This window comes from Pseudomonas sp. Y3 TE3536, from assembly GCF_053629175.1.
The window spans coordinates 2,510,258-2,527,947 of sequence record NZ_JBRJHU010000001.1 but is presented as its reverse complement, the minus strand read 5'-3'; the positions used below and the strand labels follow the sequence as shown (position 1 = coordinate 2,527,947).

The 17,690-nt window shown below is 62.8% G+C and carries 15 protein-coding genes; 2 read left to right on the top strand and 13 right to left on the bottom strand.

Going from position 1 to position 17,690, the window contains the following annotated elements:
* Window positions 1-32 precede the first annotated feature (32 nt).
* Complete coding sequence (locus tag AB7M33_RS11350; RefSeq protein WP_027592496.1) at window positions 33-1,001, top strand: hypothetical protein; 969 nt, start codon at window positions 33-35, stop codon at window positions 999-1,001.
* Window positions 1,002-1,108: 107 nt separating this feature from the next.
* Here AB7M33_RS11350 and AB7M33_RS11345 read toward each other — a convergent pair whose 3' ends face one another.
* The 4 genes from AB7M33_RS11345 to AB7M33_RS11330 form a co-directional block, all read right to left on the bottom strand.
* Window positions 1,109-1,306, bottom strand: a complete 198-nt coding sequence (locus AB7M33_RS11345) for a hypothetical protein (RefSeq protein WP_454242854.1) — start codon at window positions 1,304-1,306, stop codon at window positions 1,109-1,111.
* Window positions 1,306-2,727, bottom strand: a complete 1,422-nt coding sequence (hldE, locus tag AB7M33_RS11340) for a bifunctional D-glycero-beta-D-manno-heptose-7-phosphate kinase/D-glycero-beta-D-manno-heptose 1-phosphate adenylyltransferase HldE (RefSeq protein WP_027592495.1) — start codon at window positions 2,725-2,727, stop codon at window positions 1,306-1,308. Before hldE ends, AB7M33_RS11345 begins: the two co-directional genes overlap by 1 nt.
* Window positions 2,728-2,857: 130 nt before the next feature.
* Window positions 2,858-4,666 (bottom strand): lipid A export permease/ATP-binding protein MsbA, encoded by a 1,809-nt coding sequence (msbA, locus tag AB7M33_RS11335; protein ID WP_027592494.1) that lies wholly within the window; start codon window positions 4,664-4,666, stop codon window positions 2,858-2,860.
* Window positions 4,667-4,681: 15 nt separating this feature from the next.
* On the bottom strand, window positions 4,682-5,857 hold the full coding sequence (locus AB7M33_RS11330) for an O-antigen ligase family protein (protein WP_454242853.1): 1,176 nt from the start codon (window positions 5,855-5,857) through the stop codon (window positions 4,682-4,684).
* 100 nt (window positions 5,858-5,957) lie between these two features.
* On the opposite strand from AB7M33_RS11330, the gene AB7M33_RS11325 reads away from it, so the two are divergent.
* Window positions 5,958-6,563 (top strand): hypothetical protein, encoded by a 606-nt coding sequence (locus AB7M33_RS11325; protein ID WP_027592492.1) that lies wholly within the window; start codon window positions 5,958-5,960, stop codon window positions 6,561-6,563.
* A 3-nt stretch (window positions 6,564-6,566) separates the two neighbouring features.
* Here the strand turns inward: AB7M33_RS11325 and AB7M33_RS11320 are convergent, their stop codons facing one another.
* From AB7M33_RS11320 to putP, 9 genes are all read right to left on the bottom strand, one after another.
* On the bottom strand, window positions 6,567-7,658 hold the full coding sequence (locus AB7M33_RS11320; protein WP_454242852.1) for a glycosyltransferase: 1,092 nt from the start codon (window positions 7,656-7,658) through the stop codon (window positions 6,567-6,569).
* 45 nt (window positions 7,659-7,703) lie between these two features.
* Window positions 7,704-8,477 carry a glycosyltransferase family 2 protein gene (locus AB7M33_RS11315; RefSeq protein WP_027592490.1) on the bottom strand — a complete coding sequence of 258 codons (774 nt, stop codon included), beginning with the start codon at window positions 8,475-8,477 and terminating at the stop codon, window positions 7,704-7,706.
* 64 nt (window positions 8,478-8,541) lie between these two features.
* On the bottom strand, window positions 8,542-9,498 hold the full coding sequence (locus AB7M33_RS11310; RefSeq protein ID WP_085272293.1) for a glycosyltransferase family protein: 957 nt from the start codon (window positions 9,496-9,498) through the stop codon (window positions 8,542-8,544).
* Window positions 9,499-9,546: 48 nt separating this feature from the next.
* Complete coding sequence (locus tag AB7M33_RS11305; protein WP_454244215.1) at window positions 9,547-10,950, bottom strand: PIG-L deacetylase family protein; 1,404 nt, start codon at window positions 10,948-10,950, stop codon at window positions 9,547-9,549.
* On the bottom strand, window positions 10,947-11,843 hold the full coding sequence (locus tag AB7M33_RS11300; protein WP_027592487.1) for an antimicrobial resistance protein Mig-14: 897 nt from the start codon (window positions 11,841-11,843) through the stop codon (window positions 10,947-10,949). The genes AB7M33_RS11305 and AB7M33_RS11300 overlap by 4 nt, the downstream gene beginning before the upstream one ends.
* Window positions 11,843-12,973: a glycosyltransferase gene (locus AB7M33_RS11295; RefSeq protein ID WP_454242851.1), complete on the bottom strand. Its 1,131-nt coding sequence runs from the start codon at window positions 12,971-12,973 to the stop codon at window positions 11,843-11,845. The genes AB7M33_RS11300 and AB7M33_RS11295 overlap by 1 nt, the downstream gene beginning before the upstream one ends.
* Window positions 12,957-14,714 carry a carbamoyltransferase family protein gene (locus AB7M33_RS11290; protein ID WP_027592485.1) on the bottom strand — a complete coding sequence of 586 codons (1,758 nt, stop codon included), beginning with the start codon at window positions 14,712-14,714 and terminating at the stop codon, window positions 12,957-12,959. Before AB7M33_RS11290 ends, AB7M33_RS11295 begins: the two co-directional genes overlap by 17 nt.
* A 202-nt stretch (window positions 14,715-14,916) precedes the next feature.
* Window positions 14,917-15,753 carry a 23S rRNA (adenine(2030)-N(6))-methyltransferase RlmJ gene (locus tag AB7M33_RS11285; RefSeq protein ID WP_027592484.1) on the bottom strand — a complete coding sequence of 279 codons (837 nt, stop codon included), beginning with the start codon at window positions 15,751-15,753 and terminating at the stop codon, window positions 14,917-14,919.
* Between the two features lie 106 nt (window positions 15,754-15,859).
* The gene (gene putP, locus AB7M33_RS11280) at window positions 15,860-17,338 is read right to left on the bottom strand and encodes a sodium/proline symporter PutP (RefSeq protein WP_099430603.1); all 1,479 of its coding nucleotides are present in this window, start codon (window positions 17,336-17,338) and stop codon (window positions 15,860-15,862) included.
* Between the last annotated feature and the right edge of the window lie 352 nt (window positions 17,339-17,690).

Sequence of the window (17,690 nt, the reverse complement as noted above, 5' to 3'; positions counted from 1 at the left end):
CCTCGCGGGCGTCCGACAGGAGGAGGAACCTCGTGCCGCGTACGCTGATCCGCAAGAACCCGAGCAACTTCAAGACACTGCCGCTGCATGTCGAGGCAACTGCCGAAGGCCTGGTCTACCAGAGCATCGGCATGCCGCTAAACTTCGCCCAGACCCAACAGCGGCGCAGGGCCATCCAGTTGCCCGACACACAGCGTTTCGTGGCCGAGCTGGCCAACCTGGGCGTTTCGGTACGCCTGACCCTGCATTGGCAAAACCGTGATTACTGGGTACTGGTGCGCCAGCGGCGCCAGGACCGTGGCGACGTGGTGCTGAAGCTGATTTCAGGCTACGTCCCCGCTCAAGAGCTCAACTTGCCGCTGCACACCGCCGTCCAGGAAGTGGCCGAGGAGTGTTTGCTGGAAACACCGGAAGGCTGGCTGGGGGGGCGCTTCAACGACACCTGGCTACCGGCGCCCTACGCTGCCGCACTGCACTACCGCGAAGCGCTGCCTTTTGTGCTGACGCCGGAGTCTGGCGCGGCACGGCCGGTGCATTGCGGCAAGCTGATGCTGCTGGAGCGGCCACGGGCTTACGTGCACCTGCCGACCGCCTCGTTGCAACTGATCTATGACATGCGCCTGCAGGTACCCAAGGACGCCAAAAAGCTCAGCTTGTTCCATGTCGACGAACGCCTGGAAGGTGACCAGTTGGTGGCCCGACTGAATCGCAAGCGCCCAGACCTGTACCTAATGCCATTGGAAGAAGGCCGACCGTTGGCCGAGCTCTATACGCTGAAAAAGGACGAGCTGGTGCCGGCGAGCACGCGCGGGCTTTACTTGGCAGAGAGCTTTGCCCGGCAAGAAGGCTGGGTGGTCACCGATGAGCGGATTCGCTGGCGGGATTGGGTGAAGCAGCAGGGCTTGGTAGAGGCCAAGCCAGGGCGGGCTTCACACCTGCAGCGGTTTGGTGACAAGGCACGGGCGCTGCTAGCGCGGGCGCGGACGTCGCTGAATAAATAAATTCACGCGCGCGCCCTGTAGGAGCAGCCTTGTGCTGCGAAGAGGCCGGTGAAATCACCCTCAATCTATGGTGCTTTCACCGGCCTCTTCGCAGCACAAGGCTGCTCCTACAATGACCACGCATTGCACAGGTACAACGACCGCGCATTGTGCAGGTACAACAAACGCGCATTGCGCAGGTACAAGGACCGCGCGTTGTACGGGTACAACAAACGCGCAGTGCGCAGGTACAACGACCGCGCGTTGTACGGGTACAACAAACGCGCAGTGCGCAGGTACAACGACCGCGCAGTGCGCAGGTACATCAATGCTTGCGGATCTTCTCGACAATCGCCGTGGTCGAGCTGTTTTCAACTAGCCCGAGCACTTTCACGGTCCCGCCATAGGCCTTGACGATGTCGGCGCCGACCACCTGGTCGATACCATAGTCGCCGCCTTTGACCAGCACATCCGGCTTCACCTGGCTCAGCAGGTTTTCCGGCGTACCTTCCGGGAAGCTGATCACCCAATCTACCGCGCCCAGCCCCGCCAGTACCGCCATGCGGCGGTCGACGCTGTTGATCGGGCGGCCTGGGCCTTTAAGGCGGCTGACCGACGCATCGTCGTTGACCGCGACGATCAGCCGATCGCCCTGGGCCCGCGCCTGCTCCAGGTAGGTGACGTGGCCGGCATGCAGAATATCGAAGCAGCCGTTGGTGAAGACGATTTTCTCGTTGTGCGCACGCGCATCATCAATCGCCAGCAGCAGTTGTTCCAGGCCCAGCACACCGCGCTCGGAACCTTCTTCGCGCTGGATCGCCCGGCGCAGCTCAGGCGCGCTGATTGCCGCCGTGCCCAGTTTGCCCACCACGATGCCCGCAGCCAGATTGGCCAAGGCAACCGCGTGTGGCAGTTCTTCACCGGCCGCGATAGCTGCCGCCAGGGTAGAGATAACGGTATCGCCGGCACCGGTCACATCGAACACTTCACGCGCCCGGGCCGGCAAGTGCAATGCGGGTTGGCCGGTACGCAGCAGGGTCATGCCATGCTCGCCACGGGTGACCAGCAAGGCGCCCAGGTCGAGGTCCAGCAGCAGCTGCAGGCCCTTGGCGACCAGCTCCGCCTCATCGGCGCAACGGCCGACGATGGCTTCGAACTCGCTGAGGTTCGGGGTAATCAGGCTGGCACCGCGGTAGATGGAAAAATCCTTGCCCTTGGGGTCGGCCAACACCGGAATGCCCTTGGCGCGTGCGGCCTGGATCAGGCTCTGGTGGTTTTTCAAGGCACCTTTGCCGTAGTCGGACAACACCAGCACCTTGACGCCATCGAGCAGGCTGTCGACCTCCGCGCCCAACGACAGCGGGTCGGTGGCAAACGGTTCTTCAAAGTCGATACGCAGCAGCTGCTGGTGGCGGCTCATGACCCGCAACTTGACGATGGTCGGCTGGTGCGCGATGCGTTGGAACACCGAGCGCACGCCTGCAGCTTGCAGGCTGTTGGCCAGGCTGTCGGCGGCCTCGTCCTGGCCGGTGACACCAATCAGCGACGCCGGTGCGCCCAGGGCGGCGATGTTCAAGGCAACGTTGGCCGCGCCGCCGGGGCGATCCTCGATCTGATCGACCTTGACCACCGGGACTGGCGCTTCAGGCGAGATACGCGAAGTACCGCCATGCCAGTAGCGGTCGAGCATGACATCGCCGACCACCAGTACCGGGGCTTGATCGAAACGCGGCATGGACAACTTCATGGGCAACCCATATGAAAATAATGAACAGGGGCAGGATATTAGCACAGGGTAAGCGACGGCTTTATGGCCAGATCGGGCCCTTGAAAATTCCGGTGACAATCGGGGCCGGCGAGGCCCCGATCAAAGAGGTTCAGGTGATATCGGCCTTGGCCGGCTCATCCAGGCCCATCGCATGCAGGCGGGCATAATGGCCATTCGCCTGAAGCAACTCGGCATGGGTACCGCGCTCTACTAAGCGGCCCTGGTCCATGACCAGAATCAGGTCGGCCTTCTCGATGGTCGACAGGCGGTGGGCGATGACCAAGGTGGTCCGCCCTTCCATCACGTGATCCAGTGCGGCCTGGATATGCCGCTCGGACTCGGTATCCAGCGCCGAGGTCGCCTCGTCGAGGATCAGCAGTGGCGCGTCCTTGAGCAACGCGCGGGCAATCGCCAGGCGCTGGCGCTGGCCGCCGGACAGCAACACGCCGTTCTCGCCAACCTCGGTATCGAAGCCCTTCGGCAGCTTGTCGACGAACTCCTTGGCATAGGCATCGGCAGCCGCCGCCTCGATGTCCTCGCGCGGTGCACCGGCCAGGTCGCCGTAGGCGATGTTGTTGGCGACCGTGTCGTTGAACAAGGTGACGTGCTGGGTGACCTGGGACACATGGCGACGCAAATTGCGCAGGCGATAGTTCTCGATCTCCTCGCCATCGAGCAGAATCTGCCCTTTGTCGTGGTGATAGAAGCGCGGAATCAACGCCGCCAGGGTCGACTTGCCGCTGCCGGAGCGGCCTACCAAGGCAATCATCTGCCCCGGTTCAGCAACAAAGCTGATATCGCTCAGCACCTCACGGTCGGTGCCGGGGTAGGTGAAGCTGAGGTTACGCACTTCCAGACGGCCTTCTACCTGCGCCTTCTCAAGGGTGCCCGTGTCTACCTCGGGCTCTTCGTCGAGCTGTTCGAAGATGCTTTCTGCACCGGCGAGGCCCTTCTGGATGGTCGAGCTGACTTCGGACAGCTGGCGGATCGGTTTCGGCAGCAGGCCAGCCGCGGTGATGTAGGCCACCAGGTCACCGGCGGTCGAGTCACCACGGAGGTACAGCACCAGGAACATCAAGGCCGCCATGGCGGTGTAGATCACCAACTGCAGCATCGGCGTGTACAGCGAGCCGGTCTTGGTCATGCGCAGTTGCTTGTCGGTATTGCTTTGGCTCGCGCGGCCAAAACGCTGCTGTTCGTAAGCCTCGCCGCCGAAGCTGCGCACCACGCGATAGCCCTGGATGGTCTCGGAGGCGACGTGGGTCACATCGCCCATGGCCACCTGGATCTTCTTGCTCTGCTTGCGGAATTTCTTGCTGGCAACGCTGACCATCACCGCAATCACCGGCAGGATGGCAACCATCACCAAGGTCAGGTGCCAGTTCATCCACAGCAGGTAGGCGAACAGGAAGACCACCGTCAGGCCTTCGCGGATCACGACCTTGATCGCGTCGGTCGCAGCGCCGGTGACCATGGTCACGTTGAAGGTGATGCGCGAGATCAGGTGCCCCGAGTTGTGGTTGTCGAAGTAGCGGTTGGGCAACACCAGCAACTTGTTGAACAACTCGACACGCAGGTCATGCACCAGGCACAGGGAAACCTTGGCCAGGAAGTAGTTGCCCAGAAACGAGCCCAACCCCTGCCAGGCCGCGATCAGGATGATCAGCAGCGGCACCGCCTGCAGCAGCTGCAGGTCGCGCAGGTAAGGCACGGTAGGGAACAACACCGCTTGCGGATTGCTCAGGCCATCGACGAAATACTTGAGGATCCCGGCCAGCATCGGCTGGGTCGAGGCGAAGATCACGAAACCGACGATGCTCAGCAGGAAAATACCGGCATAGGGTTTCACGTAGCTCAGCAGCCGGAAGTAGATCTTCAGGCTGGAGGTATGCTCCGCGGTTCGCGGTGTTTCGGCCATCATCGAGCTCGCTGTTCAGGTTGAACCGGAAATTTTACCACAGGCGTCATTTTCGGCACGCCCCCAAGGCAACATCATGGCCAGGCCGACCGGCAGCCAGCTGATGAACCACTCTGCACGCGGCGTACCAGTGAGGCTGGCGGCATCGAACTGCATGGCCAGGGTCGAGTAAACCCAGAAGCACAGCAGGATCTTGCCGAACAGCGTGCCGCGTGCCCGGACAATTTCAGCCAGGGTGTACAGCCACACGGCCACCCACAGCAGCATGCCGGGCAGGCCCATTTCCACGGCAACGTGGGTGAACATGTTGTGGGTATGGTCGAAGTGCAGGCCAACGGCGTTCACATCGTACGCCGCGCCCAGCCCCAGCCCAGTCCAAGGGTGGGCGGCGATCATGTTCAGCACCGCATGGAAAATCTCCGGGCGGTACGATGAGCCGCGCTCGGCGATCAGGCTGAACAGGGTGTAGAAGGCCGCAGCGGTGGCGATCATGGCGAGGATGGCGAACAGCCGGCTGTGGCGGTCGCGGAACCACAGCGGCGCCAGCACCACAGTGATGACCAGGGCCAGCACCGCGCCACGGCTCTGACTAAGCACCGCGAAGGCCCCCAGGCAGGCCAGCGCCACCAGCCAGGCCAACTGCAGGCCGCGATGACGCGGCGGTTGGTAAAGCAGCAGCAGCGCGGCAGCGCCAATCACATAAGCGCCCAGGATCGGGTGCGAAATCTCGCCGATCCCCCCCAGCCGTACCGGCAGCGGGTTGCCCTGCACACCATAGAAGTTGATGATCGAGATCAGCGCGGCGAGGCCCAGCAAGCCGCTGCCAAACGCCAACAAGTGGCGAATTCGCCGCTGACCACGCTGCGCCAACAGCGGGAATGCCATCAGAAACACCAGGATATAAATCAGCCGCTTGATTTCGCGCCCGGGTTCCTCGGACGGCGACCAGGCCAAACTGATCCCGCTCCACGCCAGCAACAGCAGCACGCTCGCCCACAAGGCCGGCTGGCGCCGCCAAGCCTCAGCCAGCACCTGCCGGGCAGACCACGCCAACAGCAACGTCGGCAACCACAAGAACAGCACCAGCCCTTGCTGGTACAGCTTATTGCTGGGCGCCAGCGCAATCGCCGCCAAGAACCAGACCAGACCCAATCCTAACCAGGCGCGCGCCCAGTTTTTTTCATACAACATCCTTTCCCCCGATGAATCAAAGACACCATCCATGGTGCTACCGCATTATTTTCGGCATTATTGCCGGTCATTTTGCTCGCCAGACGACAAGGCCCTATTCATGCAATGCTCCCGGCTCACCCAGGTCGAATTCGATCAGCTGACACTAGGCGCACAGGTGCTAGAGGCAGACAGCCATGGCGCCAAAGTCTACCTGCTCGAGAATGGTAATTTCCTCAAGGTTTTTCGTCGTAAGCGACTGATTTCATCTGCGCTGCTGCGCCCCTATTCCCAGCGCTTCGTCGACAACGCCGCGCGCCTGGCGCAATTGGGCATTCCTACCCTCGAGGTGATCAGCCAGCACAAGCTTGACTTGCCCGGCAGAACGGCGGTGCTGTACCGCCCGCTGCCTGGGCGCACGCTGCTGCAGATGTCGCGCGACGCTGACTTCAGCTGGGACACTTACCTGCCGCGGTTGATCGAGTTGATCCGCCAACTGCACCGCAGCGGTGTCTACTTCCGCTCGTTGCACCTGGGCAATGTCGTGGTCACCCCCGACCAGCGCCTGGGCTTGATCGACGTGGCCGACATGCGCTTCCTGCGCCCGCCGCTGTCTGCACGCATGATTCGGCGCAACGTGCAGCACATGGTGAACTACATTCAGCGGGAGAACCTGGGTGACCGGTTCCCCCTCGCCGACTTCGAGGCCGCCCTGCTGGCCCGCTGACACTCAACTGCGCAGCAGGCTTTGCGACCCGTTCTGGAAAGCCTGCCAGGCCTGCTCCGGCGCCAATGCCTGGCGTTGCCGGGCAGCCAGCGCTGTGGCGCCGGGCACGCTGCAGCGCTCTATCGCCGCGGCCCAGGCTGACTGGTCAGCAATTGGCAGGTAGCCACCGGTGTCCAGCAACTGCTCACGGAAGACCAACAGGTCGCTGCAGACCACCGGCACATCGGCCATCACCGCCTCTTGCACGACCAGCCCCAAGCCTTCTGACCGCGAAGGCACCAGTAGCCAGTCAAACGCGCGGTAGAGCTGCTGTAGGTCTTCACGGTGACCGCACAGGTGCACCCGCCCGGCCAGGCCCAACTCGTCGATGCGCGCTTGCAGCACGGCATGCAAGGGGCCTTCACCGATGATTGCGAGTTGCAGATCAGGCTTGTGGATAGCGGCCTTGGCAAACGCCTCGATCAGCATTTCAAAGCCTTTGCTTTCGACCAGCCGCCCCACTGCACCCAACACCTGCCCATTGCCGGGCTGCAACGCCAGCGCTTGCCGGGCCTGCTCGCGGCTCAACAGCGGCTCGACGAACGCCCGTGGGTCCAGCGCCATGCGCAGGGTCTGTACGGGCCTGCCGAGATCACGTTCAAGGGCTTCGGCAAGCGTATGGGAAACCGCCGCAATGCTCAGGCGCTCGGCGGGCAGCGTGCGCAACAAGCGGATGTCGCTTGCCGTCAGCCGTGTCTTGCCATGGAACAGCACCTTGGCGCGTACGTTGGGAATCTGCTGCAACAGCGGCAGCACCAGCCGGGCGACGCCGACACCATCGAGCAGCACGATTTCGGCCTGAGCCTCGGCCAGCGCCTTGCGCAGCCGCATGCGCAGCCACGGGCGCAGCAGGCGCCACAGGTGCCGGCCCTTGAGCGCACGCGGTGGCATGTGCCACTCCCGGGTCGAACCGAGCCCACAGCAAAGCCCGCTGCCTAATAGCAGCCAGTTGCTGATCCTGGCATCGGGGCCCGCATGAGACAGCACCTGTCGATGAACCTTGTGGATGGACATGTACGGCGAACCGCCTGCCCACATCATATTGACGATGTTCATGGGGTTAGCGCCCCTCTCCCGCTCAAGTCAGGTGGGACTGCGACTTCATTGAACAAAAATGGTGATACCCATGCCGATTACGGCACCCGCCACCAGCGTCAATGCCAGCTTTATTCGATCACGTTGACGACGTTTGGCCTTGCGCTCTACTTCTACCGGCAAGGTCACGTGATTACCAAATCCTGTGTGCAATACTGCATCACCCTCCAAGGTGACCGCTGTCAGATTTAACTCTGAATAGCGACGGGAAAGCGCCTTTTCTCCAGCATAGGCGGCAAATGGCGCACAGCGCTGATAATCGCTCAGTCGGCGCAGGCCGGGGTTGAGCGAAAACGCTTGCCAGTCGGCCTTCTCGGACAGCAATGGGTAGCACGGCACGCCCGCGATCACCTGGCGATCGCCCAGGTGGATGTAGGGGCTGTGCACGGCCAGGTCGTGGGCATGGCTGCGCAGCCAGACCTGCAGCAGGTTGGGGCTGACCTCCAGGATGGCCCGGGAATCTTCGACAAAGCCCTGCCGATAGAAATGCCAGTCATCCTCGCAGTGGAAGATGTAGGGCGTCTTGACGTGGCTATAAGCCAGGTCGATCGACGGCAGCTGGCCCAGTTTTGGCCGGTTGACGAACACCGTGCAGTGCGGTTTCCAGTGCTCCGGCACTGCCCCATGCACGGCCTCGTCACCTGAATCTTCGGTGATGAAGACTTCGCGAATGGGCGCGGTGTTGTAGCGATCGAAACTCTCAAGGGTATCTTTGAGCAGATCGAACCGCCCACAACTTGTCACGACCAGCGTGACGTCACTCTCATTTGAAAAGCGCACCGGACTCCCTCCGCATTGCGACAATCGACTTCCAGCGCCCGCTCCGTAGGCACGAAAGCTCTTTTTAAATACCCAGCTTCAGGCGTAGCCGCTGCCAGGCAGACAACGGCGGATGAGGCCTGAGCGCAGGGCGCATGTGGTCGACGATGCTACGTCCAACTTCACCGAAACTGAAACGGGAAACCGCCAGATGGCGGCCATTTTCTGCAATCCGCTGTGCCAGCGCAGGGTCGGCCCGCAAACGGCCAAGCTTTTCCTGGAGGGTCGGAATGCTGTCGTAGAACACCACGTTGTGCATGTCTTGCAGGCCCAGGGCGCGGTTTTCTTCCTCGCCCTGGTCGAACGCCAGCAACACACAGCCACAGGCCATGGCTTCGAAGTTCTTGATCATGTACTCGCCCATGCCGACGTCGGCACTGACGAAGAAACGAATACGGTTGAGCGTGTTGCAGTAGTCCTCGCCCGACTTGGTGCGGGTCACTACCAGGTTCTCGACCCGCCCCAACTCGTCCAGCAGCGCCTTGCGCCCACTGTAGGCAACGCTGTTGGTGCTGCCCACGAACGCCAGTTCGATGTCGCGCTCACGGCCTTGGTCGGTCAGCAGGTGCTCATCGTAGCCTTTGGGCACGAATACCGCGTCAAAGCCTTCCTGGCGCAGGCGCTCACTGACCATGTAACCCGAACTGATCACCCGCGCCCACGGCAGCTTGCGGTAATGCGCGCTGAACTTGCCGGTGTACTTGCAGGGGATGTAGTTCTGGTAGGCGTCGTGCTCGAGGATGACCAGGTTAGGCACCGTCTGGATGAACGCCACCTGGCGGATCTCCTGCTTGAAGCGCAGGAAGAACACGATGCGGTCATAACGCTCCACCTGCACTTCACGCTTGAAGTAGCGGCGCAGGTTACGTTGGTCTTCACTGGTCAGCCAGCGCAGGTCACATTCGCAGTTGGCCGCGACGCCATCGTACAGGCGGTCGAGGATCGCCCGCTGTTCCTTCTGCACCAGAAATAAGACTTTCATTGCGTTCCTTGGGCGCTCAGCGCCATCGCGGTCAACCAGGGGGCGCGCCTACAGCTCACGCCGCCAGAACAGTTCATGTCGGCGCACGGCCTTGCGGAAGAATTCGTTCTCGCCATAGGGCGACGGCCGGCGCCCGGCCAGCCAGCGTTGCAACAGGCGGCGCAGGCGGCGCTTGAACGGCGCCGGGGGCTGCAGGTCGTGCATCATGCCCAGGGCCATGGCCTTGTCGTGTTGGGTCGGCAGGCCCAGCACCAGCGCGCACGGCGCCCACGGCTGGTCGGCACTCAGTTGCGGCGGCAAGGCCACACCGTCGCCGCTGTCACCCATTGGCCAGCGGTCGTTGTCATGCAGGTGGTTGGCATAGCACAGCAGCGTTTGCGGCTGCCACTCCAGGCCCTGCAAGGCTTCCAGCACGGCCGCCTGGGCACAGATATGGTCGGGGTGCGGGTCGAGTTGCGGGTGCGGCATGACCAGCACTTCAGGCTGGGCCATGGCCAGCAACGCGCGCAGGTCAGCCAGCAGGTTGTGCCAGGTCGGCGCACCATCACTGTCGGCGGGCAGCGCGAATGGGTTGAACTGGCGGAACGGGCGGATATCGGCCATGTCGGCTTCGCGTGAAGCGGCCGGCACATCCGGCGCGGCCTGCATGGCCGGCAGTTGCAGGCAGAAGTAGCCCAACTGCACACAGCGCGATTCCGGCACGCCCGCCCAGCGCGGCACGGCAATGCTGTCCCAGGCACGCAAACGGCCTTTGAGGCGCGCCGCCTCGGCTTTGCCCAAGCCCATCTGTTGATAGTGCTCGGCTTCGATTTCGCCGGCAGTCAGGGTGACCACCCAGGTTTCGTCGGCTTGGCTGTACAGGCCATAAGCTGCCAGCTCAGCGTCATCGGCATGGGGCGCAATGACCATCACGCGACGGCGCTGCAACTCGACGCTGGGGGTAATCCACAGGCGCGGTTCGCCCTGCAGCCGGCAATGGCGGCCACGCATACGCAGCGTACCGGCCTGGAGCCGCGCGGCCAGGCCGGTCAGGTTGAGGAATCGAACCCCGTCGACACCGCGCTCGAACGCCTGCCGGTCCGTCAGCTCATCCGCCAACAGCTCCACCCGCGGGTCGAGAAACCGCCCCAACCAGGTGCTCTTTACCCGCAGCTCCAGGACCAGGGTTTCGTCGCCTTGCAGCGCTGCGTCGGCCTTCAACAGGCCGTTTTGCAGGCTGGCCGAGGCTGCGCGGGCCTGCTCACCGAAGTTGTAGGCATAGTCCTCGGTGGGCGCGTAGAACAGGTGGTCCGCGAACCAGGCCTCGTGGGCGGCCCACACCAGCGGCAGCAACAACAGCGGCAGCCACCACCAGGTGAATACACCCAGCCCGATCAGCACGAGCAGGCCTGCAAGCAGGCCCAGGCGCTTGTTGCGCCGGTGGCGCTTGAGCAACTGCTGCTTGCGGCTCACGCCTGGAACACCGGCACGGGGTTGCACCAGCGGTCCTTGTACTCGCGGTCGGCGCGACCGAACGAGAACCGCAGGGGTTTGTTACGCGCCCGGGCGTCTTCCCAGGCCGCCTGGGTATTCAGGAAGCTCAGCACGCTACCGGGGCTGAACGCCTTGGTTTCCGGGTCGACACCGCCATTGACATACTCGACGCTGATCCACTCGGGCGCCTCGACGCGATACACCAACTGAATCGCGATGGGCTTGTCGTCGAGCAACAGCACCGAACCAATCAACAACTCGCGCAAACGCTCGAGCACCTCGTCAATGCGCTCGGCACCGGTGGCCGGGAAGCCCCAGCGACGCTGGAACAGGTCACGGTACATGGCGGCAATCTGGCCGGCGTCAAAGTCACTGATCGGCCGCACCACCCCGCCCGCCTCTTCCAGCAAACGCAACTCGCGGCGCTGGTTGTAGCGAAACTTCTTCGACAGGTCCTCGTGGGCACGGGCCATGGCCAACTGCTCGGTCTGCGCCTTGAGCCCGGTGAAGCGGCCCTGGTTCAGCTCGGACAGGTAACGCGCGGCATGGCGCAGTGGCGCGCCAGCATCGGCGGCGGCCGGCAGGATGATCTCGGCGTTGCCGAGGTCGAACAGGCCTTTCTTGCCCGCACGCTTGAGCACGTCCTTGGACAGCGCCAGGTGGCGCCCCCACGTCGGGATCGCTGCCTTCAGCTCGCCGCCTTGCAGCCAACCCAGGTAGCGCACGGGAATTTGCGCCAGCTCGGCCAACTGCTCGACCACCAGCGGGTGCGTGGCCACGCTGCCGCCAAAACGTGCCCAGGCTTCGGCATACGCGTTGGCGTCGATGACTTGCCAGCCGCGTTCGCGGAAGGCTTGGATATGATTGAGCATCACGCCTGCGCCACCAGGGCACGCACCTGCGGCAACTGCCAGAAGGCCTCGCGCACCGCCGGGTCAGAAAAGCGCTGGTGCAGGCGTTGCAGCATGTGCTCGGCGCACGCTTCGCGCTGCTGCTCATCCAGCGTGGCCATGTGCTTCAGGCCTTGGGCCAGCTGCCCAGCGTCACCGAGCGGGAACAGCACACCCACACCTTCGACCACTTCGCGGGCACCGCCGCAGGCCGTGGCCAGCACCGGTACGCCCGCCACCATGGCTTCAAGCAGGACCATGCCGAACGGCTCGTGGTCCGAACTCAAGGCGAACACATCGAACGCGGTGAAATAACGGCGGGCATCCGGCACCTGGCCAAGGAAGTCCACTTGCGCGGCGATACCCAGCTCGTCAGCCAGTGCCTTGAGCTCGGCTTCCAGGCGGCCTTTGCCCAGTATCGCCAGGCGCGCGCCAGCAGGCAGCCCCGGCAGCGCTTGGGCAAAACCGCGCAACAGCGTGGCCTGGTCTTTGTCTGGGTGCAGGCGGCCGACGTTGCCGACGATCCACGCCTGAGGGTCGAGGCCAAGTGCCTCGCGCGCTGCGTCCCGAGGCACCAATGCAGCCTGCAGGGCCTCGATGTCGATACGGTTGTACAGGGTCTGGATACGCTCAGCCGGCCATGCGGGCAGGCAGCGGCGCATGTCGTCCCGCACCGCATCGGAAACGCCGAGCAGGCTCAGGCGCTTGCTGAACAGGTTGGCAAACAGCCGCCGCCCTTTGCGCTGATAGTCGCCAAAGGCGTGGTGCACACCGATCACCGGCAGGCCAGTGCCCAACAAGGCGACATAGATCGGCTTGAACCGGTGGGCGATGCAGAAACTGAAATGGCGCTCAGCCGCAATCCGCCGCAAAGCACGGATGGCGCCAAGCTTCAGCCCACGCACAGCCTTGGAGCTGAACTCCAGGAACAGCACCTCGTCCGACGCGCAGCCGGCCGCGACCTGCGGGTCGGCGGCGCCGGTGAGAAACACCGTGGTGACCTGGTAGCCACGCCCCTGAAACAGGCTGGCGTACTGACGGGCACAGTCCAGAAACGGCCCGTCATAGCCATGGCAGAACTGCAGGATGCGCGGTTCAGAGCGGCTGGTCATACGCGGCCGCGCCGTCCTTCACTACCAGGATGTCTTCCATGATCAGGTACTGCAGGTCCGAGCCGAAGAACATGTTCAGGGCATCGGTCGGCGAGCAGATCATCGGTTCACCCCGACGGTTCAGCGAAGTGTTCAGCGACACGCCGTTGCCGGTCAGGTTTTCCAGCGCCTTCATCATGTCGTAGTAACGCGGGTTGTATTCGCGCTTGAGCACCTGGGCACGCGAAGTGCCGTCCTCGTGGACCACCTCCGGTACGCGGGTTTTCCACTCTTCAGCCACTTCGAAGGTGAAGGTCATGAACGGCGCCGGGTGATCGACCTTGATCATCTGCGGGGCGACGGTGTCGAGCATCGACGGGCAGAAAGGTCTCCAGCGCTCGCGGAACTTGATCTGGTGGTTGATGCGGTCAGCCACGCCTTCTACGCTCGGGCAGCCGATGATCGAACGACCACCCAGGGCGCGCGGGCCGAATTCCATGCGGCCCTGGAACCAGGCCACCGGGTTGCCGTCGACCATGATCTTGGCGATCTGCTCGGGCATATTGTCGAGCTTGCGCCACTTCGGCTGGTCCGGGTGACGGGCACAGGCGGCGATCACGTCCTCGTTGGAGTACGACGGGCCGAGGTAGACGTGCTCCATCTTCTCGACCGGCACGCCGCGGGCATGGGACACATAGGCCGCGGCACCCACCGCAGTACCGGCATCACCGGAAGCAGGCTGAACGAACAGCTCCTTCACATCCGGGCGAGCAATGATCTTCTGGTTGAGCTTGACGTTCAGCGCGCAGCCGCCGGCGAAGGCCAGCTTGCCGGTCTGCTTCAAGGTATCGCCCAGGTAATGGTCGATCATCTGCAGGGCCAGCTTCTCGAACAGCGCCTGCATGCTGGCGGCGTAGTGGATGTACGGCTCGTCGGCGATGTCGCCTTCGCGCTTGGGGCCCAGCCACTCGATCAGCTTCGGCGAGAAGTAGAAACCCTTGCCCTTCTCTTTATAGCGGCGCAGGCCGATGACGTTGGCGTATTCGGTGTTGATCACCAGTTCGCCGTTCTCGAAGCTGGCCAGGCGCGAGAAGTCATATTTGCTGGCGTCGCCGTACGGCGCCATGCCCATGACCTTGAACTCGCCGTCGAGCATTTCGAAACCGAGGAACTCGGTGATCGCGCCATACAGGCCGCCCAGGGAGTCCGGGTCGAAGAATTCCTTGATCTTGTGGATCTTGCCGTTTTCGCCATAGCCGAAGAAGGTCGTGGCGTACTCGCCCTTACCGTCAATACCCAGGATCGCGGTCTTTTCCTTGAAACCCGAGCAGTGGTAGGCGCTGGAGGCGTGAGCCAGGTGGTGCTCGACCGGTTCGATCTTGACCTTTTTCGGGTCGAAGCCCAGTTGCTCCAGGCACCAGACGATCTTCTTGCGGTAGCGCTTGTAGCGACGGTTGCCCATCAGGATCGCGTCGAGGGCGCGGTCCGGGGCATACCAGTAGCGCTTGGCATAGTGCCAGCGGGCCTTGCCGAACAGGCTGATCGGGGCGAACGGAATGGCTACCACGTCGACGTCGGATGGCTTGATGCCTGCCTGCTCCAGGCAGAACTTCGCCGACTCGTAGGGCATGCGGTTCTTCGCATGCTTGTCACGCACGAAGCGCTCTTCTTCGGCGGCGGCAATCAGCTTGCCGTCAATGTACAGGGCCGCGGAAGGGTCATGGCTAAGGGCGCCGGACAGGCCAAGAATCGTCAATGCCAAGGGATTAGCCTCTTCTTTCGGTAGAGATGCGCCAGCGGCCTCGTGGGCGGATGGCGGCTAAAGGGCGAGATTATAACGCAAACAATTCCAACTGGCCCTATCGCCGGCAAGCCGGCTCCCACAGGTACGGCGCAGCCCCTAAGAGCAGCGCCGTACCTGCGGGAGCCGGCTTGCCGGCGATAAGGCCAGCTGGGGAACCGCTTTACTCGGCGATCAGCCAGTCCATCCGGTAGCTACCCGCCGTCTGCGCCAGCTCTTTGGCGAGCCAGGGCAGCAGTTCCTTCAGCTCTTCCTCCAGCCCCCACGGTGGGTTGGCAATGGCCAGGCCAGAGCCGTTGAGCCCCTGCGGGCTGTCCTGGTGGTGCACATACAACTCCACGCGCAGCAACTTGGGCGCGCCAGTGCTGGTGAGGTCCTGATAGAAGCGGGTCAGCGAGCGCTGGTCCTTGATCGGGTACCAGATGGCCGCGACGGTTTGGCGCATGCGGCCGATCGCCTCCTTCATCGAGGTGGTACAGCGTTTGAGCTCATCGGCCTGCTCGAACGGCGGGTCGATCAGCATGATCGCGCGCTTTTCCTGCACCGGCAGCAGGGCGCGCGGCACATGCCAGCCCTCGCCGAGGTGAACGAAGACGCGTGGGTCTTTCTTCATGTTCTCTTTGAGCAGCGGCCCGTCTTCGGGGTGCTTCTCGTTGAGCAGGGCGCGGTCTTGCTGACGCATCAGGCGGCGGGCCAGCTCTGGCGAACCTGGGTAGTAACGCAACTCGCCATCGGCATTGAGGCGCTTGATGATGCGCAGGTAATCGCCTGCCATGGCCGGCAGGTCGTCGCGGTTCCACAACCGGGCAACGCCTTCGAGGTATTCACCGGTGCGGGTCGCCTGGTCGCCCTGCAAGTCATACAGGCCAAGGCCTGCGTGGGTATCGATATAGGCGAACGGCTGCTCCTTGCGCGACATCAGGGCGATGAGGCGGGTCAGCACGATGTGCTTGAGGACGTCGGCGTGGTTGCCGGCGTGGAAGGCGTGACGATAGTTCATGGCAACTCCTGCGGGGGTGGCAAGTTTACCTTGCCTTGCAGGCGGAGTCAGGCCTGGCTGTCGATCGGCGGCGCCTGCTTCGCGGGCGCCGCCTGTTCAACGGGTATTACTTGTCAGCGTGATACGCCGCATCAGCCGTTTCGAAGCGCTGAACCATCGCCGTCGACGGGCTACCCAGCTTGCTCACCACGACGATGGCGATGCTGGCGAAGAGGAAGCCTGGGATGATTTCGTACAGCCCAAGGGTGTCGAATTGCTTCCACAGGATCACGGTCAACGCACCCACCACGATACCGGCAAGGGCGCCGTTACGGGTCATGCCTTTCCACAGTACCGAGATCAGCACCACCGGACCAAAGGCCGCACCGAAGCCCGCCCAGGCGTAGGCCACCAGGCCCAACACGCGGTTTTCCGGGTTGGCTGCCATGGCGATGGCAATCAGGGCAACCGCCAGCACCATCAGGCGGCCGACCCACACCAGTTCACGCTGCGAAGCACCCTTGCGCAGGAAGGCTTTGTAGAAGTCTTCGGTCAGGGCACTGGAGCACACCAGCAGCTGGCAGCTCAGGGTGCTCATCACCGCCGCCAGGATGGCCGACAGCAACACGCCCGCGATCCATGGGTTGAACAGGATCTTCGCCAGCTCGATGAACACACGCTCGTGGTTCTCGGTCACCGGGCCCGCAAGATCAGGGTTGGCCGAGAAGTAGGCGATGCCGAAGAAGCCCACGGCACAGGTACCGGCCAGGCACAGGATCATCCACGTCATGGAAATGCGACGGGCCTTGGCGATCGACTTGACCGAGTCAGCGGCCATGAAGCGCGCCAGGATGTGCGGCTGGCCGAAGTAGCCCAGGCCCCAACCCATCAGCGAGATGATGCCGATGAAGGTGGCACCTTTGAACATGTCGAAGTTGGCCGGGTTCTGCGCTTCGATGGCCAGGAAGGTGGTGTCGAAGCCACCGGTCGAGATCAGCACGATCACCGGGGTGAGGATCAGCGCGAAAATCATCAGCGAAGCCTGCACGGTGTCGGTCCAGCTCACCGCCAGGAAGCCACCGACGAAGGTGTAGGCGATGGTGGCGGCAGCGCCAGCCCACAGGGCCGTCTCGTACGGCATGCCGAAGGTGCTTTCGAACAGACGCGCACCGGCGACGATGCCCGACGCGCAATAAATGGTGAAGAACACCAGGATGACGATGGCCGAGATGATCCGCAGCAGGCCGCTCTGGTCTTCGAAGCGGCTGGAGAAGTAGTCCGGCAGCGTCAAGGCATCGCCGTTGTGCTCGGTCTGCACCCGCAGGCGACCCGCAACGAACAGCCAGTTCAGGTAGGCGCCGACGGTCAGGCCGATGGCGATCCAGGCTTCGGACAGGCCGGAGAAGTAGATGGCGCCCGGCAGGCCCATCAACAGCCAGCCGCTCATGTCGGACGCACCGGCAGAGAGCGCAGTGACCACGCTGCCCAGGCTTCGACCGCCCAGGATGTAGTCGGAAAGGTTATTGGTGGCGCGATACGCGGCGAAGCCGATCAGTACCATCGCAGCGATATAGATCACAAAGGTGATCGTTAGTGGATTGCCCATGCGTGTGCCCTGGCGTTTGTTGTTATTTCATGCACAACCACAACGTGGCGGTTGCACCCAGGTGGCGAATGCTATGCAACATCGCAAACAGGGTGCAACCCTTTTTCCGTTTCAAGTTGCACCTACTCATGCATTTTCAGTTAAAGCCTCGTTCTTGCTCCTTTTTGGAGCAAAAACGGGATTTTTCAGACTAAATCGCCCCAGAAACAACCTTTAATTAAGTGTAGGAATGTTCGCCGGACGAGTTGCACCTTTTCCGTAAAAAAATCGGGTTGCACCTGGTTGCACCTGAATTGCCCTACAGCTACTCTTGGCGTCAGCTTAGGCCACAGCCGTGGCAATAATGAGGATA